The sequence below is a fragment of the Mycobacterium sp. ITM-2016-00316 genome (assembly GCF_002968335.2).
Lineage (GTDB): Bacteria > Actinomycetota > Actinomycetes > Mycobacteriales > Mycobacteriaceae > Mycobacterium.
Map to the genome: position 1 here is coordinate 4,826,307 of NZ_CP134398.1, position 19,754 is coordinate 4,846,060.

Annotated in this window: 20 protein-coding genes; 8 read left to right on the forward strand and 12 right to left on the reverse strand. The window is 67.9% G+C overall.

Translation table 11 applies throughout. The annotated features are described in order from the left end of the window. Positions 1-19: 19 nt before the first annotated feature. Positions 20-550: a hypothetical protein gene (locus tag C6A86_RS23205; protein WP_233212823.1), complete on the reverse strand. Its 531-nt coding sequence runs from the start codon at positions 548-550 to the stop codon at positions 20-22. Positions 551-602: 52 nt separating this feature from the next. Then, complete coding sequence (locus tag C6A86_RS23210; protein WP_311100887.1) at positions 603-2,300, reverse strand: DUF222 domain-containing protein; 1,698 nt, start codon at positions 2,298-2,300, stop codon at positions 603-605. A gap of 193 nt (positions 2,301-2,493) precedes the next feature. Between C6A86_RS23210 and C6A86_RS23215 the strand changes: the two genes are divergently transcribed. Together C6A86_RS23215 and C6A86_RS23220 are read left to right on the forward strand one after the other, a co-directional pair. Beyond that, complete coding sequence (locus C6A86_RS23215; protein ID WP_105363757.1) at positions 2,494-3,294, forward strand: alpha/beta hydrolase; 801 nt, start codon at positions 2,494-2,496, stop codon at positions 3,292-3,294. After that, a complete protein-coding gene (locus tag C6A86_RS23220) occupies positions 3,291-3,878 on the forward strand; it encodes a TetR/AcrR family transcriptional regulator (protein WP_105363756.1) in 588 nt (195 codons plus the stop codon). Before C6A86_RS23215 ends, C6A86_RS23220 begins: the two co-directional genes overlap by 4 nt. Here the strand turns inward: C6A86_RS23220 and C6A86_RS23225 are convergent. Then, complete coding sequence (locus C6A86_RS23225; RefSeq protein ID WP_233213035.1) at positions 3,869-5,062, reverse strand: FAD-dependent monooxygenase; 1,194 nt, start codon at positions 5,060-5,062, stop codon at positions 3,869-3,871. The genes C6A86_RS23220 and C6A86_RS23225 overlap by 10 nt on opposite strands. A 55-nt stretch (positions 5,063-5,117) precedes the next feature. Here C6A86_RS23225 and C6A86_RS23230 point away from each other — a divergent pair, with 55 nt between their 5' ends. From C6A86_RS23230 to C6A86_RS23240, 3 genes are read left to right on the forward strand one after another with little or no spacing between them, the layout of a single operon-like run. Further along, entirely contained in the window at positions 5,118-5,747 is a 630-nt protein-coding gene (locus C6A86_RS23230; protein ID WP_105363755.1) for a glyoxalase, read from the forward strand. Continuing rightward, on the forward strand, positions 5,744-6,196 hold the full coding sequence (gene rnhA, locus C6A86_RS23235) for a ribonuclease HI (RefSeq protein WP_105363754.1): 453 nt from the start codon (positions 5,744-5,746) through the stop codon (positions 6,194-6,196). Before C6A86_RS23230 ends, rnhA begins: the two co-directional genes overlap by 4 nt. 52 nt (positions 6,197-6,248) lie before the next feature. After that, positions 6,249-6,875 (forward strand): hypothetical protein, encoded by a 627-nt coding sequence (locus C6A86_RS23240; RefSeq protein ID WP_105363753.1) that lies wholly within the window; start codon positions 6,249-6,251, stop codon positions 6,873-6,875. A 7-nt stretch (positions 6,876-6,882) separates the two neighbouring features. On the opposite strand, the gene C6A86_RS23245 is transcribed toward C6A86_RS23240, so the two are convergent. Genes C6A86_RS23245 through C6A86_RS23260 form a run of 4 tightly spaced genes read right to left on the reverse strand, consistent with a single transcriptional unit; the run spans position 6,883 to position 10,287 of the window. Then, positions 6,883-7,527: a 3-oxoacid CoA-transferase subunit B gene (locus tag C6A86_RS23245; RefSeq protein WP_105363752.1), complete on the reverse strand. Its 645-nt coding sequence runs from the start codon at positions 7,525-7,527 to the stop codon at positions 6,883-6,885. Next, complete coding sequence (locus tag C6A86_RS23250) at positions 7,524-8,312, reverse strand: CoA transferase subunit A (RefSeq protein ID WP_105363751.1); 789 nt, start codon at positions 8,310-8,312, stop codon at positions 7,524-7,526. The genes C6A86_RS23245 and C6A86_RS23250 overlap by 4 nt, the downstream gene beginning before the upstream one ends. Continuing rightward, on the reverse strand, positions 8,309-9,079 hold the full coding sequence (pcaD, locus tag C6A86_RS23255) for a 3-oxoadipate enol-lactonase (RefSeq protein ID WP_105363750.1): 771 nt from the start codon (positions 9,077-9,079) through the stop codon (positions 8,309-8,311). Before pcaD ends, C6A86_RS23250 begins: the two co-directional genes overlap by 4 nt. Then, a complete protein-coding gene (locus C6A86_RS23260; protein WP_105363749.1) occupies positions 9,076-10,287 on the reverse strand; it encodes an acetyl-CoA C-acetyltransferase in 1,212 nt (403 codons plus the stop codon). The genes pcaD and C6A86_RS23260 overlap by 4 nt, the downstream gene beginning before the upstream one ends. Before the next feature lie 76 nt (positions 10,288-10,363). Here C6A86_RS23260 and C6A86_RS23265 point away from each other — a divergent pair, with 76 nt between their 5' ends. Next, positions 10,364-11,248 carry a LysR substrate-binding domain-containing protein gene (locus C6A86_RS23265; RefSeq protein WP_105363758.1) on the forward strand — a complete coding sequence of 295 codons (885 nt, stop codon included), beginning with the start codon at positions 10,364-10,366 and terminating at the stop codon, positions 11,246-11,248. Positions 11,249-11,253: 5 nt separating this feature from the next. On the opposite strand, the gene C6A86_RS23270 is transcribed toward C6A86_RS23265, so the two are convergent. After that, positions 11,254-12,330 carry a GGDEF domain-containing protein gene (locus C6A86_RS23270; RefSeq protein WP_105363748.1) on the reverse strand — a complete coding sequence of 359 codons (1,077 nt, stop codon included), beginning with the start codon at positions 12,328-12,330 and terminating at the stop codon, positions 11,254-11,256. 170 nt (positions 12,331-12,500) lie between these two features. On the opposite strand from C6A86_RS23270, the gene C6A86_RS23275 reads away from it, so the two are divergent. Further along, a complete protein-coding gene (locus C6A86_RS23275) occupies positions 12,501-13,925 on the forward strand; it encodes a serine hydrolase (RefSeq protein ID WP_105363747.1) in 1,425 nt (474 codons plus the stop codon). A gap of 294 nt (positions 13,926-14,219) precedes the next feature. On the opposite strand, the gene C6A86_RS23280 is transcribed toward C6A86_RS23275, so the two are convergent. Continuing rightward, positions 14,220-14,435 (reverse strand): hypothetical protein, encoded by a 216-nt coding sequence (locus C6A86_RS23280; RefSeq protein WP_158263271.1) that lies wholly within the window; start codon positions 14,433-14,435, stop codon positions 14,220-14,222. Positions 14,436-14,507: 72 nt separating this feature from the next. Here C6A86_RS23280 and C6A86_RS23285 point away from each other — a divergent pair, with 72 nt between their 5' ends. Further along, complete coding sequence (locus C6A86_RS23285; protein WP_105363746.1) at positions 14,508-15,188, forward strand: TetR/AcrR family transcriptional regulator; 681 nt, start codon at positions 14,508-14,510, stop codon at positions 15,186-15,188. 93 nt (positions 15,189-15,281) lie between these two features. On the opposite strand, the gene C6A86_RS23290 is transcribed toward C6A86_RS23285, so the two are convergent. The 3 genes from C6A86_RS23290 to C6A86_RS23300 all read right to left on the reverse strand — a co-directional run bounded on the left by C6A86_RS23290 (position 15,282) and on the right by C6A86_RS23300 (position 19,724). Continuing rightward, positions 15,282-15,722, reverse strand: coding sequence for an SRPBCC family protein (locus C6A86_RS23290; protein WP_105363745.1), 441 nt, complete (start codon positions 15,720-15,722; stop codon positions 15,282-15,284). Between the two features lie 36 nt (positions 15,723-15,758). Continuing rightward, entirely contained in the window at positions 15,759-16,949 is a 1,191-nt protein-coding gene (locus tag C6A86_RS23295) for an oxidoreductase (RefSeq protein ID WP_105363744.1), read from the reverse strand. A gap of 495 nt (positions 16,950-17,444) precedes the next feature. Further along, on the reverse strand, positions 17,445-19,724 hold the full coding sequence (locus tag C6A86_RS23300) for an ATP-dependent DNA ligase (protein ID WP_105363743.1): 2,280 nt from the start codon (positions 19,722-19,724) through the stop codon (positions 17,445-17,447). Between the last annotated feature and the right edge of the window lie 30 nt (positions 19,725-19,754).

Sequence of the window (19,754 nt, forward strand, 5' to 3'; positions counted from 1 at the left end):
TGCCGAAACCTGGTGGAGATCACCGCAGATGCTCCTCACAGTTGGAGGTGAGGTTCGAGAAGTGCACCGCGGGCGCGCCGTCGACGAGCACGAAGTCCGTGCCGGGGTACCACTGGGTGCCGGGACGGATCCAGGGCGGGGCACCGTCGGGGTAGGCGATCGTCATGTCCGCATAGAAGCGGGCGTCCGGCGGGCACGCGGCGCTGTTCGACGGCAGCGGGTTCCAGGCATGCACCACAACGGGATTCGTCAGGCGCGGGCCCTGCGCACAGTTGGGCTGACACTCGACCGAGATGTCGTTACCGAATCCATTGGCGCCCTGCGCATCCCAGGTCGACCAGACCATGTTGTGCAGCACCCCGGTGCCGTCGCAGTTGTAGTCGAACACCGCCGGGCGCTGCGGCAGCGGGTTCTGCGTGTCGTAGCACATGCCGATGGCATACCGGGCAGACTCGGCGGCCGGGTCGGCCCCGGCGGACGGGGCATCTGCCAGCGCGGCGCTCGACAACGCGACGAGGACGGCGGCGGGCGCAGCGAGCAGGCAGTTCACTCCGGGAGACTAGCAATCCCGGCACGCCGCGGCATGTCGTTCACGCTGCCGGTCAGAACGGTGCGACCAACTCGCGCCGATACCGTTGCACCCACCCGATGTGGGATTGCCGTTCGTCGTCGATGCGTGTGGCGCGGTCCTCGGCCCGGGTGCGCTCGCGCCGCGGCATGGTCAACCCCTCGGTGTGCTTCCGTGGCGGCGCCCCGACGATCTGGACCGCGGCCGTCGGTGCGCAGAGCTCGGGGAACAGCGCCCGACTTCCCGGCCTGGTGATGTGTGTGCCGCCGTCCGGGTCGGTCCATTCCAGGGTGCCGTCGGCGAACTGGCGGCTACGCCAGCCCGCCCAGAACGTCTTGCCCAGGTGGTGCTCGCGGCACAGGCAGGTCAGGTTCGAGGCTGCGGTCGGCCCGAACGGGTACGGGATCGTGTGATCGATATCGGTGACGGTGCGGGTACAGCCGGGGAATCGGCAGGTGCGGTCGCGGCAGCGCACGAATCCCGCCAGCGCCGTCGATGGCCGGTACCCCGATTCCGGCGGGGATTGGCCGGGGTGAATCAGGGGACGCAGCGTGGCGTGCAGCGCAACCTGGGCGATCACCGGGGCGGGCACGACCGGTCCGCCCACGATCACCCCGGGGGCCACCGGGCAGAACTCACCGCAGTCCCCGCGCAGGCCGGAGATCAGCTCGGGCCAGGTATGCAGGTACCACGGTTTGGCGAACAGCGGCCTGCGTCTGGCGGTCAGCGCCCGGCGCTGTGCCGTCAGGTCGCCGACCGGTGGCGTCTCCGATTCTGGGTCCGGCCCGGGCTCGGGCTCGGGCTCGGGCTCGGACTCGGGCTCGGACTCGGGCTCAGCTTCGGCCGGCCGGCCGGCGGGTGCGACACCGCCGCCGCTACCGTCACCCGGCCCCGGGTCCTCGGCGGGGGCCTCAGGCGCGGCGCCGACGGCATCCTGGCGGGCGATCACGTAGATCACCACCCCACCGGCGGGCGGCTTGGCCGCGGCCTCGCAGTCCGCGCGTTCACACAGACACGGCAGCCGATCCCAGCCGAAACCCATCGCTCCGAGCGCCGCAGCGCGTCGCATATCCCACGAGCGGGGGTCGTGATCGCACACCGTGCGGGCCAACGCATCGGCCCGCTTGTCGACGGCCATGCCGTCGGTGACCGACAGGGAGGCGTTCAGATGCGCGGTCCCCGAGGCGTCGTCGACACATACGTCGGCCCGGTGCCCGTGCGCGGTGGCCTCGGAGCGGCGCACCGCGAGCGGATCGTGGGTCAGAACCACAGTGTCGACGGCCTTCTCGATCTGATCCACCGACATCGCGGCGCCGGAAGCGAACTCGATGGACAGTGCGGTGTCGATGGTGCGCCGCGCATCGGGATCCTTGACCAGCAGGGTGCGGGTGCAGATGATGTGCACCGTCTTGTAGGACAGCGCGCCGGCGGCGAACAGCGCGCGCAGCTTCGGCAGCCGTTCGGCCAGCGCCACCGCGTCCATCAGCAGCCCCGAGGCCACTCCACTGGTGATGCCATGGCTCGCGCCGATCTGCGCACACACCGCCGACCAGTTGTCGAACCTCCACTGCTCACGCTCTGCCGAGCCCGCCGCGGCGTACGCGGCCGCGAGCATGTCGGCCATGGACGACAACCGGGCCGCACAGGCGGCGTTCTCCAGCCGCGCGTAGGCGCGGACCCGCGCAGCGGGGGTCCTGGCAGCACCCACTTCCGCCAACCGTTCCTCGAACATGCATTCGAGTATTGCCGGATCCGAGACGTGCCGCCACCGCCGAAACCCCAGCCTGTGGACGAATTCGGGATTGTGGATAACCCGGCCATTCACTCGCGAGGCCGGCCGGAAATAAACCGCAGCCACGCCTGGTTACACCCAACACAATTATGGAACGTTGTTCTATGAGATGGTCACACGAGAGAGGAATGACATGACAAACGTCGTCTTCATCCACGGACTCTGGGTCGCGCACACCGCTTGGCAACCCTGGATCGAACACTTCGAGACGCGGGGCCATCGGGCCTTCGCCCCGGCGTGGCCCGGCGAGCACGCCACCCCCGAGCAAACCCGGCTCCATGCCGCCGACCAGGCCGGCAACGGAATCGACGAACTCACCGAGTACTTCGCGCAATATCTCGCACAGTTCGACACCCCGCCGGTGGTGATCGGGCATTCGTTCGGCGGACTCATCGCACAGAAGCTGTTGGGCCAGAACAAGGCCGCCGCAGCGGTCGCGATCGATCCCGCCCCCATCAAGGGCGTCAAGCCGCTACCGCTCGCGCAACTGCGTTCGGCCTTCCCCGTCCTCGGCAACCCGCTCAACAAGGGACGCGCCAAAGGACTGACCGAAGCTCAGTGGCGCTACGGATTCGGCAATGCCCTGCCACACGAGGAATCCGACGCGCTGTGGCGGCGGTGGGCCATCCCTTCACCCGGCAAGCCGCTCTTCGAGGCCGCTACCGCGAACTTCGCCGGCAATTCGCCGGCCAAGATCGATACCGGCAACAGCGCGCGCGGACCGCTGCTGATCACCGGCGGCACCGCAGACCACACGGTGCCGTTGGTGAGCACCAGGGCCGCGCACCGGTTGTACGAGAAGTCCGGCGCCATCACCGATTTCCACGAGTTCGAGGGTCGCGGCCACTCGCTGACCATCGACCACGGCTGGCGCGATGTCGCCGACGTCTCCCTGGATTGGTTGGCGCAACGACAGGTCACCCGGGCGGCATGAGCTCACGAAAACGCACCGCCAGCCAACAGGTCTCGGCCGCGCTACTCAACGCGGCCGAGACCGTGCTGGATCGCGACGGCACTGCCGGAGTGACTGTGCGCGCCGTCGCGCACGAGGCGGCGGTCTCCCCCATGAGCGTCTACAACAGATTCGAGCACAAAGAAGGTCTCGTGGTCGCGCTGGCGATGCGCGCCCTTGAGGGGCTCGCCGATGCGATCGACGTGGCCGGGGAGGTCGAGCCCCGCGAGCGGTTCCGCACGGCGTGCCGCAATTACCGGGACTTCGCGTTGCGGCACCCGGCGCGCTACTCACTGATCTTCGGAGCGGACAGCCCGCTACAGGATCAATCGTCGGCGGTGGCGGCGACCGGGCGGGCGGTGTTCGACACCCTGACGGGGTTGATCAAGGCCATGAGAACACCTTCCTCTCAACCGGATTCGGCCGAGGCTGCGCAGATCGTCTGGGGCGCCATTCATGGCGCCGTCACCATCGAACAGGTGGGTATCGGGCAGACCCCCGACTGCGCCGCCACCTTCGAGAATCTGCTCGATCTTTTCGTCGGCAGCCTGTCGGCCTACCGGTAGCTGGGCAGCTCCGGGTCGCCGGCGGAGAGATTGATGGGGAGCTTGCCTGCCACTGACGCCGCCGAGGACAGGACTCTGCCGACCGGGCCCGCGACCACGCCGGCCGCCGCGTGCAGCACCCGGATACCGCTGCGGGTACGCGGGTTCATCAGCCGCAGCATCCTCGGCCGGATGAGGGGTGCCGCATCGATGAAGGGCTTCATCAGCCGTTCATAGCGAGCCAGCGCCCCGAGCACATCATCACCGGAGCCGAGTTCACCGGCCAGGATGTACGCGCCGATGAGCGCCAGACTGGTTCCGGCGCCACCGAAGGTCGCGTTGCAGTGCGCTGCATCCCCGAGCAGCGCGACGCGGCCCTTACTCCACGCCGGGCTGCTCATCTGCCCCACCGACGAGAAGTACATCGGCGCACCGGCATCCAATTCATCGAGGATGCGGGCCGTGACGTCGCCCAGATCATCGAACGTCCGTCGCAGGATGGCGTTCAGGTCCTCGCGGCCCAAGTCATCCAGACCGCGCACATCGGAGATGAAGCTGAGCATGGCGCGGGTGGTGCCGAGATTGTCCGGCCGCAGGTGCACCGAGCGGGACTCGGTCGCGTGCTGCCAGATCCACCAGTTGTCGTCATCGTCGCGGCGGGGAATGGTCGCGTACGCGATGTACATACCGAGGTCGTTGACCTCGGTGGCCGCGACGAAGCGCCGCGTCCGCGAATACAGCCCTTCGGCGATCACGACGAGGTCGGCGTCGATGATGTCGCCGTCGTCTAACGTGACAGTGACGCGCTCGCCGTGATCGACGACATCGGCGATCCGGGTGCCGAACCGGAAGTCGGTCGAGTCGGCGTGCTCGATCAGGATGCGGGACAGTTCGCCGCGCAGGATCTCCAGTTCCGCAGTGGGCCCGTCGGTTCCCGGCGAAACGGGGAACGCGGCCGCCGTCGCACCGTCGTCCCGCACGAAACGCATCCCGACCTCGGTGGTGTTGGCCGCACGCACGTCGGCGTCGATGCCCATCCGCCGGACGACCTCGCGGGCGGCGCCGCGGATGTCGACGTTCTGGCCCTCGTCGCGGCGCTCGGGATACCGCTCGATGACGGTGGTCCGCCAACCGCGGGACGCGAGCTGATGGGCGAGGGCGGGTCCGCCGATACCGGCGCCTGAGATGACAGCGTGTTGGGCCACCTCTCGAACGTAGCCGCTGGTTCTGTGAGACGGCTCGCGCCGTAGTCTCGGGGCCATGACCGTCACCGTCGACGAAATCCTGGTCGCCGACCCGCCCGAAGCTTGGGCCGCAGCGGGGTTCAGCATCGACGCCGACGACGTCTGCCGGGTGGGTGGTGTCCGCATCCGACTGGTGGGACGCGAGGCGGGCGCCGGCATCATCGCCTGGTCGCTGGGCGGGGCCGATGTGGATGACCTGGACGGCATTCCCACGGCCGCATCCCAGGCGGCTCCGGGGGCGCCCGCCGAACACGCCAACGGTGTCACCGGCGTCGACCACATCGTGCTGCTGTCCCCCGACCTCGACCGCACAGTCACAGCGCTGGGTGCGATCGGGCTACTGCCGCGCCGGGAACGGCTGGGTGAACTGGGCGGCCGGCCCATCCGGCAGATCTTCTTCCGCTTCGGTGCGGTGATCATCGAGGCCGTCGGCTCACCGGACACCGTCGGCCAGGGTCCATCCACGCTCTGGGGCATCACCTACACCGTCACCGATATCGACGAGACGGCAGCGTACTTCGCCGGCCGAACCACGCGGGTCAAGGATGCGGTGCAGCCCGGCCGCCGGATCACCACGGTGCATCATCAGGAGTTCGGTATGTCGGTACGGACCGCAATGCTCTCGGCACCTATTCTCAGCACATGACCGACGACCCGGTGGTGATCCACACCGACGGCGGGTGCCGTCCGAATCCCGGTCCCGGCGGATGGGGTGCGGTGCTGCGCCAGCGCCATCATGTCCGCGAGATGTGCGGTGGCGAGCCCGGCGACACGAGCAACAACCGGATGGAACTCACCGCGCCGATCATGGCGCTGGAAGCACTGACCCGGCCGGTGCTGGTGCACCTGTACACCGACAGCACCTACGTCCGAAACGGCATCACCAAGTGGGTGCTCGGCTGGGAGCGCAACGGATGGCTCACCGCCGCAAAGCAACCGGTGAAAAACGTGGATCTCTGGCAGCGTTTACAGGCCGCGTGCGCGCGACATCAGGTCGAGTGGTTCTGGGTGAAGGGTCATTCCGGCGTCGCCGACAATGAGCTGGCCGATGTGCTGGCGACCCGTGGGCTGGCAGAGGCCATCGCCAACGCGTGAAATGCATGCGCCGCACGCGGTGTGATATCCATCGCCCAGCACCCGTCTGGCTTTGCAGACCGTCACCGCCGGTGTCACGCTGGTGGCAATGTATGCACGGTTAGCTGGACGCCTTCGCTGGTACCTGCGTGCGCTCGGCTTCCATCCGCTGGTCCGCACCGTTGACCGGCTGGAAGCGCTCGCGGTGCTCGGCGTGCTGGTCGCCGGTCTCTTCGCGATTCCCGTCGCGGTTTCCGCGGGAACCCTGGTGCACGACGCCAGCCTGCGTACCGCGGAGCAACAGGCCGAGAGCCGGCACTCTGTGCAGGCTGTCGTGGTGGCGGGCATAGGTGCGCCCACCGAACTCGACACGCCTGCCTATGTGCGTGCGCAGTGGCGCGAAGGCACTCAGATGCGCACGGAGTCGGTCGTCAGCCCCGCGACGATCCGGCCCGGTGATCACATGACGGTCTGGGTGGACGACAGTGGGAAGGTGGTGTCGGCGCCGCTGCGCGCCGACGATGCCGCACTGACCGCCACGGCCGCCGCGGTGTCCTTCTGGATCAGCATCGTGACGTGCTGCGCGCTCGTGGCGTACCTCGTCCGCCGCGGACTGGACCGCTCTCGCCACCGCGCCTGGGACCGCGAGCTACTCGTGTTGGCGCACAACGACGACGGCTGGGCCAACCGGCACAGCTGAGGCCGGATCAGCGCGGCACAGCTGCCACGGTCACCGGGGCCCCGGTGCGCGCGGTCACCTCGTCGAGATCGACCCCGTCGGCGAGTTCGACCACCGCGAACCCGGTGCCGGTCACATCGAAAACCCCCAGCTCGGTGATGACCCGGCTGACCACCGCCTTGCCGGTCAAGGGCAGATCGCAGTGCAGAACCAGTTTGGCCGCACCGGATTTGGCGGTGTGGTCCATCAGCACGATGACGCGTTCGGCGCCGCTGACGAGATCCATCGCACCACCCATGCCCTTGACCATGGATCCCGGAACCATCCAGTTGGCCAGGTCGCCGTTGGCCGCGACCTGCATACCACCCAGGACCGCGACATCGACGTGGCCGCCGCGGATCATCGCGAAACTGGTGGCCGAGTCGAAGTAGGACGCACCGTCCACCACCGACACGGTCTGCTTGCCCGCGTTGACCAGATCCGGATCCACCTCGTCGTCATAGGGGAAGGGCCCGACGCCCAGGATGCCGTTCTCGGCGTGCAGGGTGACGTCGGATCCCTCGGGCAGATGGTCGGGGATCAGGGTGGGCAGACCGATCCCGAGATTGACGTAGTCACCGTCGCGCAGTTCCCCCGCCGCGCGGCCGGCCATCTGGTCGCGGGTCCAGCTCATGACGAAATCTCCTGATCTGTTGGCCTCGGGCGGGTGGTGCGCTTCTCGATTCCCTTGCGGGCGGCCTGTTCCGGGGTGAGTGCGACGACGCGCTGGACGAAGATGCCCGGCAGGTGCACCTCGTCGGGATGCAGTTCGCCAACCTCGACCACCCGTTCGGCCTCGACCACCGTGAGACGTCCCGCCATGGCGGCGGGAGGATTGAAATTTCGTGCCGCAGCGTGGAATACGCAGTTGCCGGCCTTGTCCGCGACCGCGGCACGGATCAGCGCGTAGTCGGTGACGATCGACTCTTCGAGCAGCATCTGCCGGCCGCCGAAGGTGCGAACCTCCTTCGGGGGCGAGGCCAGCGCCACGCTGCCGTCGGGGTGATAGCGCCAGGGCAGGCCGCCGTCGGCGACCAGGGTGCCAACTCCGGTCGGGGTGAAGAACGCCCCGATTCCGCTGCCACCGGCTCGCATCCGCTCGGCGAGGGTGCCCTGCGGAGTCAGTTCGACGGTCAGCTCACCGGACAGGTACTGCCGGGCGAACTCCTTGTTCTCCCCGACGTAGGAGGCGATCACGCGGGTGATGCGGTGCGCCTCCAGCAGCAGGCCCAGGCCGGCGCCGTCGACGCCGCAGTTGTTGCTGACGATCGTCAGGTCGCCGGCGCCCTGCGCGAGCAGCGCATCGATCAGGAACCAGGGAATGCCGGCCAGTCCGAATCCGCCGACCGCCAGGCTGGCGCCGTGCGGGATGTCGGCCACCGCTTCTGCCGGCGAGTCCACGAGCTTGTTCAATGTCATTGCTGCTCCAGGTGTTCGATGAGCGCGGGGGTGATGATGGCAGGCTGCTCGGCGTTGGCCAGGTGCGCGGCCTGCGGCACGGTCAGCAGTCGCGACCCGGGGATCCGGGCGACGATCTCCGCCAGCTTGGCCGGCGGTGTCGCGGGGTCGTCTGCACCGGCGATGGCGAGGGTCGGCGCGGTGATGGTGGAAAGCTGTTCGCGCAGATCGAGTTCGGCGATGGCCGCGCAGCACGCCGCGTAGCCTTCGGCCGGCGTGGCCGCGATCATCTGCTCATACTCATTGCGCACGCCGGGGTTCGCATCGAGGTATGCCGGGGTGAACCAGCGCTGCACGACGGCGGCGGCCACCGCCGCGCTGCCCTGGGCGCGAACCATCGCGGCACGGTCGGTCCACGCCGAGGCCGGGGGCAGCTGCGCTCCGGTGCACAGCAGCGCCAGCCGCTGCACCCGTTCCGGGTTGCGGATCGCCACCCGCATCACCGTCATCCCGCCGAGCGACAGACCGACCAGATGGGCCTTGGCGATGTCGAGCCGATCGAGCAGCGCCACCAGGTCATCGGCCAAATCGTCGATCGTATAAGGCCCTTCGGGCACCGGTGATCCGCCGTGGCCGCGGGTGTCATAGCGCACCACCCGGAAATGCCGCTCCAGGTCGGCGAGCTGGGCGTCCCACATGCGGTGCGTCGAGCCCAGTGAGTTGGACAGCACGACCGCCGGGGCGTCGGTACGGCCCGAGACGACGGTATGAACCTCGACGGCGCTCATCGGGCCTCGAAGACCGCGGCCAGACCCTGACCGCCGCCGATGCACATGGTCTCCAGCACAGTGCGGGCGCCGCGTCTGCGTGCTTCATGGGCGGTGGTGGCCAGGATGCGTGCGCCGGTCGCGCCGACCGGATGGCCCAGGGAGATCCCGGACCCGTTCGGGTTCAATCGCTCATCGAGCGGATCGACCTTCCACTCGGCCAGCACCGCCAGCACCTGGGCGGCGAACGCCTCGTTGAGTTCGATCAGGTCGATCTCGTCGAGGGTGAGACCCGCGCGTTTCAGTGCGGCGGCCGTCGCGGCCACCGGCCCGATGCCCATGGCCTCCGGGCTGCACCCCGTCACCGCCCAGGACCGCAGCGCCAACATCGGGGTCAGCCCCAGCCGCTCGGCGTCGGCGGCGGTGGTCACGACACACAGTGCGGCGCCGTCGTTTTGGCCCGACGCGTTACCCGCGGTGACCGTCGAGTCGGCGTCGATCTTGGTGCGCACGGCGCGCAGCCCGGCAAGCTTCTCGACGTCGACATCGGCGCGCGGGTGTTCGTCGCGGTCGACGGTGACATCGGGCCGGCCGCGCGTGCCGGCGATCGTCAACGGCACCAGCTCGTCGGCGAAATGGCCTCGCTCATGGGCGGTGATCGCCCGCTGGTGAGAGCGCACCGCCAGCTCATCCTGATCCGCACGGGTGATGCCGTAGTGGCGGCGCAGATTCTCCGCGGTCTCGATCATTCCACCGGCAATGGGATGGCCGGCGCCACCGGCAGTTTCGCGGGCCCGGTCCAACCGGTCCAGCAGCGCCACTGCGCCTTGGCGCACCCCGGTGCGCAACCCCAACGCGTAATGCTCGACATTGGACATCGACTCGGCGCCACCGGCGATGACCACGCTCGCCGCGCCGGCGGCCACCTGACCGGCGGCGTACAGCACGGCCTGCAGGCCGGAGCCGCAACGCCGGTCGATCTGCAGACCGGGAACCCCGGTGCCGAGGCCGGCATCCAGTGCCGCGATGCGGCCGATGGCCGGCGCCTCGCCGCTCGGATAACCGTGCCCGAGCACGACATCATCGACGTCTCCCTCACCGAGTCCGGTCCGATCGACGAGTGCACGCAGGGTGCGGGTGGCCAGGTCGGCGGCCGTCAGCGCCGACAGCGCACCGCCCATGCGTCCCACCGGGGTGCGCAGTGGATTGCAGATCACGATGTCGGTCATTCCTCGACCGTAGGCGGCACCAGAGATATTCTGAAATACTTAAATGGCACCTAGTGATATGCAGGAGGTCTTAATGGTGGAGCTGCGCCACCTGCGTTATTTCCAGGCGGTCGCCGAGGAACTGCACTTTGGCAGGGCCGCGGAGCGGCTGCACATGGCGCAACCACCGCTGTCCCAGCAGATCCGGCAGCTGGAGCGAGAACTCGGCGTCGCCCTGCTGTCCAGGAGTACCCGCCGGGTGGACCTGACGGCGGCCGGCGCGGCATACCTGAAGCGAGTCGTCGCGATCCTGGACGCAGTGGACGACGCCGGGCAGCAGGCGCGCCGGGTGGCCGACGGCGTGGAGGGCCACCTCACCATCGGTTGCGTGGGATCGGCGACGTACTCGGTGCTGCCGCGACTGGTCCGCGCCATGCGTGAGGCGCTCCCGCATCTGGAGATCAGCATCCGCGGTGAGATGCTGGCACCCGCGCAGCTGGACGCCCTGCGCTCCGGAGATATCGACATCGGGTTGATGCGGCCGCCGGTCCCGGATGCCGGCTTCCGGTGCGTCACGCTGCGGCACGACGCACTCATCGCCGCGCTGCCGGCCGGGCATCCGCTGGCCCGGCGTGATGAGCTCGACATCGCCGACCTGCGCGGCCAGGACTTCATCGCCCATGCCGGACACGGGCGTTCGGTGATGGGCGGCGTGCTCGCCGCGGTATGCGCGGATGCCGGGTTCGCTCCCCGAATCCGGCATGAGGTCTCCGAGACCTCGACCCTGGTCACGCTGGTCGCGGCGGGCCTCGGGGTTGCGGTGGTACCCGCCCCCACCGCCGACCTTGATGTCGTCGGCGTCAGTTACCGCCCGCTGCGGCCGGCAACGCTGGGAGTCGACCTGGTGGCAGCGCACCTGAGCGACGCCGCCTCACCCGCGATCCGGCGGGCACTCGACGTGCTGCGGGAGATCACCCGGTAGTCGGGTCAGCTGGCATGGCGAAATCTGTTGCCGCCGGCCCGCTTCGCGGTGTACATCGCCTCATCGGCGGCCATCACGAGGTGCTCGATTTTCGCGCGCAGGGTCGTCTCGTCGCCCGCCAAGGTGCGGACCTCTGCCGACGACGTCCCGACACTCGCCGTGACGGGCACCGGGAGATCGGCGATCGCCTTGCAGATACGGCGGGACAGCAGCGTCGGGTCGGCGGACAGGCAGGCGGCAGCGACGACGAACTCCTCACCACCGATCCGTCCGATCACCGCGGTGGTGTCGAAGACGGCGTGGCCCAGTGCGCGCCCGACCGCCACCAGGGCGTCATCGCCGGCCTGATGCCCGTACGTGTCGTTGATGTGCTTGAAATCGTCGAGGTCCACCACCGCGACCACCAGATGAGCACGGTCGGTGGCGGCCAGCATCTTCACGATGTGCTGCTGAAGCGCCCGCCGGTTGAGGAGACCGGTCAGCGGATCCCGGTCGGCCTGTTCGAGATCGACGCCGAGCGCGCGCACGAGGACATGTATGGCGAAGGGCATGACGATGTTGACCTGCAGCACCAGGAAGATGTCGACCAGTGCCAGCACAACGTGACCGGAGTCGACGACGCGGACCGCCACGATCAGCGCAACGACGGTCGCCAGCACGAAGTTGTACAGCACCAGCACCGTGCCGTGGAAGAACGCGATATAGGCGGCGGTGGTCGCGAAGGCGATGCAGCCGGTGAGACCGCCCTGCGGGTTCGGATAGGACAGACACGCGAGTGCCACCGACGTGTTCGACACCAACGCAAAGGCCAGCGACTGCCCGCGCGTCGGCCATGTCAGCGCCCACAGCACCGCGCCGGCGACGCCGCCGGCGAACGCCGTCCACATCATCGCGACCGGAATGGCGTCGCGGGGGCCGTCGACACTGTTCAGCAGCGCCAGCAGGCACAGGGCCAGCGACCCGGCGACCATGGCCATGGCCACCCGCACCGCCCCGGTCATGCGCCTGGTGACGAGGTAGTCGGTGATCCACTCGTAGTGGTTGGCGCGGAGCAACCACCTACTCGGTCCCGGCGCCGTCATCGTCGTAGTCCCTGCTCGTGGTGCTGGTCAGCAAATCATCCTCGACAGTACCGTGACCTCGACATAAGCATGGGTGAAGTGCAAGGACTGGTCATCCCGGGAACGCGGCGTCGCCGCCTGCCAGCAATGGTCCCATCGGGAGTGCCCGCGCAACGGGATACCGTCATCGGGTGACGGCGTCGCGATCGCGCGCTGCCCGGCTCGGTGCCGCGGCGGCCGCCCTGCTGACCGTCGCTGCGCTGCCCGCCTGCGGACAGCCGGCGCAGCCGCCGCCGGTCGCCGCACCCTCGGAGACGACACCCTCGACAACCGCGCCGCCTGCGGCGGGCACGACGACCGGCGCGGTGTCTGCTGCCGAGTTCTCGACGATCTCTGCGCTCATCAACGACGCGATTGCCCAACACCGGCTGCCCGGTGCGGTGGTCCAGATCGGGCACGCCGGAAAAGTGGTATTCCGCTTGGCTTTCGGCGAGCGCAAGCTCGCCGGCGAACCGGGACTGGACGGGTCACCGTCGCCCGCCGAGGCGATGACCGAGGACACGATCTTCGACCTGGCGTCCCTGACGAAGAGCATTGCCACCGCGACGGCCGTCATGCAGCTCTACGAACAGGGCCGAGTGCGCCTCGACGACCCCGTGCAGACCTACCTGCCCGACTTCAACCCGGCCAACGACCCGCGCCGCGCGCAGCAGGTGACGCTGCGCATGCTGCTCACCCATACGTCGGGCATCGCGGGCGACCTCAGCCTGGACGGTCCGTGGGGACTGGACCGGGCCGACAAAGCCGACGGCCTTCGCCGCGCCCTGGGCGCCTGGGTGGTGTTCGAACCCGGTGCGCTCTTTCACTACTCGGACATCAACTTCATTCTGGTGGGCGCCATCATCGAGAAACTGACCGGCCAATCCATCGACACCTATGTGCAGAGCCACGTGTTCACGCCACTGGGCATGAACGACACCCACTACTTCCCGGTGTCGAAAGCCTGCGGGCCGCATGAGGTTCGGGGCAACGCGATCGTCGTCGACCCGCGCGCACCCGACGTGACCGACTGCCCGGCCGGGTCATGGCGTACCGATCTCCTGACCCGGGTCGCGCCCACGGCGCGCGATGAGGACACCCCGGGGCTCAACCCTGACCATGGCCGTCTGCTGCGCGGCACGGTGCACGATCCGACGGCACGCCGGATGGGCGGCGCCACCGGTGCTGCCGGGGTGTTCTCCACCGCGCACGATGTCGGCCTGTTCGCGCAGGCCCTGCTCGACCGGCTCGCCGGCCGACCGAGCACATTCCCGCTGGCGCAGTCGACTCTTCAGCTGATGACCAGTCCGCAGCAACCCGGCCCCTGGCAAGACCTACGGGGCTTGGGCTGGGACATCGACACGGCGCATTCCAGGCCGCGCGGCACGATCTTTCCCGTCGGAAGCTTCGGCCACACCGGCTTCACCGGCACCACGTTGTGGATCGACCCCGGATCGGACACCTACGTGATCGTGCTCGCGAACGTGATCCACCAGCGCGGCGGCCCACCGATCGTGGGGCTCAGCGGTGAGGTTGCCACGGCCGCGGCCCGGGCGCTGCATCTGTACGGCACCTAGGCGAGCCGCACAACGCTCAACGTAGCTCCTTGCGAACGAATTCGAGTTCCGCCGCCACCAGCCGTGGTACCGCGACACCCAGGCCTCGCGCTGCCGGTGGCGCTTTGTCGGGCGCGCCAGCCACCTGTTCATCAGTCCACGCACAGTCGCGAGTTGAGACAGCGCGAATGACGGCGCTTTCCCGCGCACACCGGAGGAGGCAACAAAGTTCCGAGAGACGAAGAAGAGGCAGCACGGTCGCGGTACACCGGCCAGGCTCTTCTGAAATCTGCCCCGCCGATGGCGCCCGGCGGGTCAGCGTACCGCGAGCTGCGCGAGTCTCGAGGCCGCGTCGCTGCCAGGTGCGGCATGGTAGATCTGCAGGTGCTGGCCGTCCGAATCGGGGATGGGAAATCGGTGACGGCGCAAGCGCAATTCGCCGACTAGTGGATGCTGCAGGCATCCGTTGCACACGATCTCCCGCGCGTCGGTGACGCCGTGACGACGGTCGAGTGATGCGCCTGCACGCATGGTGCGGCGCCCAACGTTGACCTTCGGTCATTGACTTATGATGAGGGCCGTCCATCGGTTCGCGGTGGCCGGATGTCCGACGACGGGGGCGCCATGGCGACGGCGAAGAAGCCCACTGCGCGAGCCCGGCAAGCCGCAGAGACCCGCAAGCGGATCGTGAAGGCCGCCGTGCAGATCTTCTCCGAACAGACCTACGACGACGTTGCGGTCAGTGACATCGCCAAGGCCGCGGGAGTCGCACACGGGCTGCTCTTCCACTACTTCGGCAGCAAGCGCGGGATCTACCTGGAGGCGATGCGTGGAGCCGCCGAGCAACTGGAGATCGCCTTCGTCTTCAAACCCGATTTGGCGCCGGTCGAACAGATCCGCCACGCGGTCAAGTCGCACTTGCAATATCTGGCCACTCATCGCGGACTGGCCCTGCGCCTGATCCTCGGGGGCCGCGGCGCCGACCCGGTGGCGTGGGAGGTGTTCGAGGCAGCTCGATGGCGAGCGGTGGAGGCCACCGCCGCGTTGTTCGGTGTCGACCCGCGACGCCCGGCCGTGCGGATGGCGGGCCGTGCCGCCGTCAGCGCGATGGACGAAGCCGCCATTTTCTGGCTGGACAACGACGAGCCATTTCCCCTCGACGACATGGTCGACTGGATGGTGCGGCTCACGGCGTCCATCGTCCGCGAGGCGATGCGACTCGACCCCACGATCGGTGTCGAGGGCGCGTTGGACGAAATCGATGGTTCCTTGTCGACGACGTGACCGACCCGCGCCACCGTCGCGACGACCTGGTGGCATCGGCCGCAGAAGCATCGCGCCGTGACGGTCGCCGACGTGAGACACCGGTCCTCGTCTCTACCCACCGGTGACGACTTTGGCGAGTTTCTCCAGTGAATCGTTGAGCTCCTTGCGGAAGGCGCGCTCGACCACTTTGCCGAGCGGGCCGAACAGCACCGAGCTGGTGAAGACGATGTGAAGGGTCACCAACGAGCGTTCGGCGGTCTGCTCGCTCACGGTGAACTCCAGCACCACCGAGGACCCCGTGCTGCCGTTCCCTGACAGGGCCAAAAAGCCGGGGTCCTGGAAGTCTTCGGTGATGAAGTCGATGGTGTCGACGATGCCCTTGATCTTGACGACGTCGACGACACGGACGCCCTCGGACAGGGTGGCGGGCGGTTCTTCGGCCCACCTCTGATGCAAGGTGTTCCAGTCCGCGAAACGGTGCGGGTTGGACACCACGGCCCACACGTGGGCCAGCGGTGCGTCGATCTCTCGCGAGGTGGTGATCTCAGGCATCGTTGCGACCTTCCTGCGGTCGAATGACGGGCCGCATCAGAGGATGGCGGTGATGTGGTCGGTCTTGCCCAGCAGCGCCTTGCCGTAGGTCTCCATCGAGACTTGGGGAAGCATCACCGCGTGCCGTTGACCGACGTTGGAGTCGCGCCAGATGCGCTGCATGGGGTTCACTTCTGCGAAACTGCCTGCGCCACAGGCATTCAGCAGGGTGTTGACCGCGGAATTGATACTCGTCAACGCTACCGCGGAGTCTGCGCGCATCCGTGCACGCGCCGCGAAGTCCGGATAAACGCCCTGCTGGGCGTAGCGCTCGACGTCGTCGGCGGCGCGGTAGGCATGCAGATGGGCAGTGTCGATCTTCGTCGCTGCGTCGGCCACCAGCAGCTGAAAGGCCACCGAATCGGCCTGCCGTTCGATGTTGGTGTAGGCCAGCGCCTTGCCCGACGCCTTGGTCACCGCGATCTCCAGCGCGGCCCGCCCCAGTCCGAGCTGTGGTCCGACGAGCACCATGACGAGCATGGGCGCGAACGCCGCCCGGTAAAAGGGGTTGTCGGGATATTGCTCCAGGTAGCCACCCGAAGCGACCGGCAGCATCGAGCTGAGTCGGTGTTCGGGCACGAAGACCTCGTCGGCGACGATGGTGTTGCTCCCCGATGCACGCATGCCGGCGACGTACCAGGTGTCCTTGATCTGGACGTCGGAAATCGGCATGACGGCCATGGACTGGTCGATCTCGTCGCCATCCTCGTCGACCTCCCACACGCCTGCGGACACCCAGTCGGCGTGCAGGCTCGCCGAGGAATACGGCCACTGACCGGTGATCAGGTAACCGCCGTCCACCTTGCGTGCCGTCCCGCCAGGTGAGACAACGCCCGAGAGGATGGTGTCGGGACCACCGGCGTAGATCTCGGCGACGGTAGCCTCGTCATAGAGGCACGTGGACCACGCGTTGATGTTGGAAAGCGTTGTCACCCAGGCTGTTCCGCCGTCCGCCTCGGCAATGATGGCCGACAGGTCGAGCATCGCACGCAGTCCGGCTTCGAGCCCTCCGAACCGACGTGGCGCAGCGAGTCGGAACGCACCAGCGTCCCGCAACGCAGCAATGACTTCGCCGGACACCTTGCGATCGCGCTCGTTCTGCGCCGAATGCTCGCGGATCAACGGCTGCAAAACTCCCACCCGGTTGAGTACGTCTTCGGCAGTCTCGGTCGCGTCAACGGTGGTCATTTGCTCTCCTTCGAAGTGGTGCGGCCGTTGCCGATCGCTGTGCGGCCTGACGGCTTGACGACAGGCGGCCCGACACCGGGTAGTGCAGTCACGGCACCGCCCTCGCCCAAGGACCTTCGAACTGTACGATTCGCTTGACTCCATGTCAATGACGTGTAGTCAGTCGAATCTTCTCGTGCCAGTACCTCGCGCCGGAACCCTGATGAGTGCCGGGCAACGCTCGCGATCGAGGCGAAGGTCCGCCCGGCGTGACGATGCACCGAGCCAGCCGTTCCCGCGATCCGCAACACCGTTGGCCGACGCCTTGGGTCGCGGCGCGATTCGCGTACGGTGGCCCAATCGCCGGTCCGTACGCGGAAATCACCGCCTACGGGTTGACGGTGTCCTCGCTGATCTGGGACCCCACACGGAGCCGGTGGCGAACGGCTGGCCCAGACGATTCGCCGCTGGCGGCGATCCAGTACGGAATGCCGACGTGCACACAATGTTTGGAGGTCACCACTCCCACACCACCTCATCCGGCGACTTGTCCGGGCGTAACCCCCGCCAACTGGGGTGGCGCAACCGGCCGTCCGCGGTCCGATTGTTGAATCGCACTTCCCCCACCAACTCCGGGCGCACGAAGGTCACGCCCTTCGCGTCGGGCCCGGAAAGCCTTTTGGTGAACGGGGATTCGTCGGTCTCCAGCGTTTTCAGTATCGCCCGCAGGTCTTTGAGCATTTTCTCGGTGAAGCCGGTCCCGACCCGGCCGGCGAACCGCAGGCCGTCGTCATCGGGGACACCGACGACCAACGCGCCGATCCCACTGGTGCGCCCGCCTTCTCCTGCGCGCCACCCACCGATCACGACCTCTTGGTTGTGCCACAGCGTCTGTTTAAGCCACGACTGGGACCGCCGGCCGGGCTGGTAGGTGGAGTCCCGCTTCTTGGCCACCACCCCCTCGTACCCGTGCTCACGCGCGTACCTCAGCGCATCCGCTCCGCTGCCGGATAGTTGCGCGGGCACGATGAGTCCGCCGCCCTGGGCCAGCGTCTCGAGCAGCTTGCGCCGATCGGAGTACTTGGCCCGCAACAGGGATCGCCCGTCCAGCTGCAGGATGTCGAAGGCCCAGAATTCGATGTTGCTCCCCGAAGCCCGGTTCTGCATGGCACCGAAGCTCGGCACACCCGAGGAGTCCAGGGCCACCACCTCACCGTCGAGGATCACGTGATGGTCGGCCAGGTCGGCGGCCAGCGCCCGCAGTTGTGGATACTCGCCGGTGACATCGCGGCCGCTGCGGGTGCGCAGCGCCACATCGCCGTGATCGGCGTCGACCAGCAGGCGGTAGCCATCCCACTTTCCCTCGAACGCCCACACGGCCGGCGTCAGCTTCTCCACCGATCCATGGGTGGCCAGCATCGGCGCCAGATCCTGGGCGGTGTTCACCGGCTGCTCCTTCATCCGGTGCGCCAGCCAGTTCTTGCCCCCGGTCTGGATCAACGCGTATCGGCCCTTGATCTTCGAGCCGTGCAGCGTGACGATGACCTCACCCTTTTTACCGTCGACGTTCTCACCGTCCACGCCGGGATCGCGGAACTTCTCGGTCTCGTAGGTGCCGGAATCCCAGACGATGACCTCACCACCGCCATACTCGCCCTTGGGAATCGCCCCCTCGAAGGTGGCGTACTCCAGCGGGTGGTCCTCGGTGTGCACGGCGAGGTGATTCACCGAGGTGGTCTCGGGCAGGTTCTTCGGGATGGCCCAGGACACCAGCACCCCGTTGCGTTCCAGCCGGAAGTCATAGTGCAGCCGGCGCGCGTGGTGTTCTTGGATGACGAAGGTGTCGTCGTTCCCGGTGGCCGAGGTCGTGTGCGGCACCGGTTCGGGCGTCTTGCCGGCGTCACGCATGCTGCGGTAGGTGGTGAGTTTGTCTGCTAACGGAGCACTTTCGTCGAGTCCTTCGAGCAGATCACCGTCGCGCTCCACCCGCGCCAGCACCTCATCGAAACGCAGATGGCGCAGATCGGGGTCCTCGATCTCCTCCCAGGTCCGCGGCGCCGCGACCGTCGGTTCTTCCCGGCCGCGCATCGAGTAGGGCGCGATGGTGGTCTTGGCGGCGCTGTTCTGGCTCCAGTCCAGGAACACCTTCCCGGCACGCAGGCTCTTGGTCATGGTCGCGGTGACCTGTTTGGGCATGGCCTTCTCCAGCTGGACCGCGATCCGCTTGGCCAGGACCGATGCGCCCTGTGAACTCACCGGGTCGGCCAGCGGTACATAGAGGTGCAGGCCCTTGCTGCCGCTGGTCAGTGGGTAGGCCGTCAGGCCGATGTCCTCGACGTAGCCGCGTACCTCGTGGGCGACCTCGCACAGTTGCCGAAACGTCACGTCCTCGCCGGGGTCGAGATCGAACACGATGCGGGTGGCCGGTCCGGGATGCCCGTCGTCATCGAAGCGCCACTGCGGGACGTGCACCTCGAGTGACGCTTGTTGGGCGATCCAGGCCAACCCCTCGCGGGTGTCGATGATCGGGTAGGTGGTTGTTCCCGACCGGTGCGTCACCGAACCCCGGCGCAGCCAATCCGGGGCGGACGACGCCAGTTGCTTCTCGAAGAACTCCGGCTGCCCGACGCCGTTGGGCCAGCGTTTGCGGGTGACCGGACGCCCGGCGATATGCGGGATCATGGCGTCGGCGATCGCCAGGTAATAGTCGAATACCTCGGCCTTGGTCGTTCCGGTAGCGGGATAGAGCACTTTGTCGGGATTGGTCAGTTTGACCCGGCCGTCGCGCTCCACCACGTAAACGTAATACCCGCTGTTACCGTTGCC

What these genes read in the sequence shown, in the direction of transcription:
- C6A86_RS23290 (WP_105363745.1), bottom strand. Translation starts at nt 15,722, where the DNA reads ATGCCTGAGATCACCACCTCGCGAGAGATCGACGCACCGCTGGCCCAC.
- C6A86_RS23250 (WP_105363751.1), bottom strand. Translation starts at nt 8,312, where the DNA reads ATGACATTGAACAAGCTCGTGGACTCGCCGGCAGAAGCGGTGGCCGAC.
- C6A86_RS23295 (WP_105363744.1), bottom strand. Translation starts at nt 16,949, where the DNA reads ATGACCACCGTTGACGCGACCGAGACTGCCGAAGACGTACTCAACCGG.
- rnhA (WP_105363754.1), top strand. Translation starts at nt 5,744, where the DNA reads ATGACCGACGACCCGGTGGTGATCCACACCGACGGCGGGTGCCGTCCG.
- C6A86_RS23230 (WP_105363755.1), top strand. Translation starts at nt 5,118, where the DNA reads ATGACCGTCACCGTCGACGAAATCCTGGTCGCCGACCCGCCCGAAGCT.
- C6A86_RS23245 (WP_105363752.1), bottom strand. Translation starts at nt 7,527, where the DNA reads ATGAGCTGGACCCGCGACCAGATGGCCGGCCGCGCGGCGGGGGAACTG.
- C6A86_RS23270 (WP_105363748.1), bottom strand. Translation starts at nt 12,330, where the DNA reads ATGACGGCGCCGGGACCGAGTAGGTGGTTGCTCCGCGCCAACCACTAC.
- C6A86_RS23210 (WP_311100887.1), bottom strand. Translation starts at nt 2,300, where the DNA reads ATGTTCGAGGAACGGTTGGCGGAAGTGGGTGCTGCCAGGACCCCCGCT.
- C6A86_RS23280 (WP_158263271.1), bottom strand. Translation starts at nt 14,435, where the DNA reads ATGCGTGCAGGCGCATCACTCGACCGTCGTCACGGCGTCACCGACGCG.
- C6A86_RS23215 (WP_105363757.1), top strand. Translation starts at nt 2,494, where the DNA reads ATGACAAACGTCGTCTTCATCCACGGACTCTGGGTCGCGCACACCGCT.
- pcaD (WP_105363750.1), bottom strand. Translation starts at nt 9,079, where the DNA reads ATGAGCGCCGTCGAGGTTCATACCGTCGTCTCGGGCCGTACCGACGCC.
- C6A86_RS23285 (WP_105363746.1), top strand. Translation starts at nt 14,508, where the DNA reads ATGTCCGACGACGGGGGCGCCATGGCGACGGCGAAGAAGCCCACTGCG.
- C6A86_RS23260 (WP_105363749.1), bottom strand. Translation starts at nt 10,287, where the DNA reads ATGACCGACATCGTGATCTGCAATCCACTGCGCACCCCGGTGGGACGC.
- C6A86_RS23220 (WP_105363756.1), top strand. Translation starts at nt 3,291, where the DNA reads ATGAGCTCACGAAAACGCACCGCCAGCCAACAGGTCTCGGCCGCGCTA.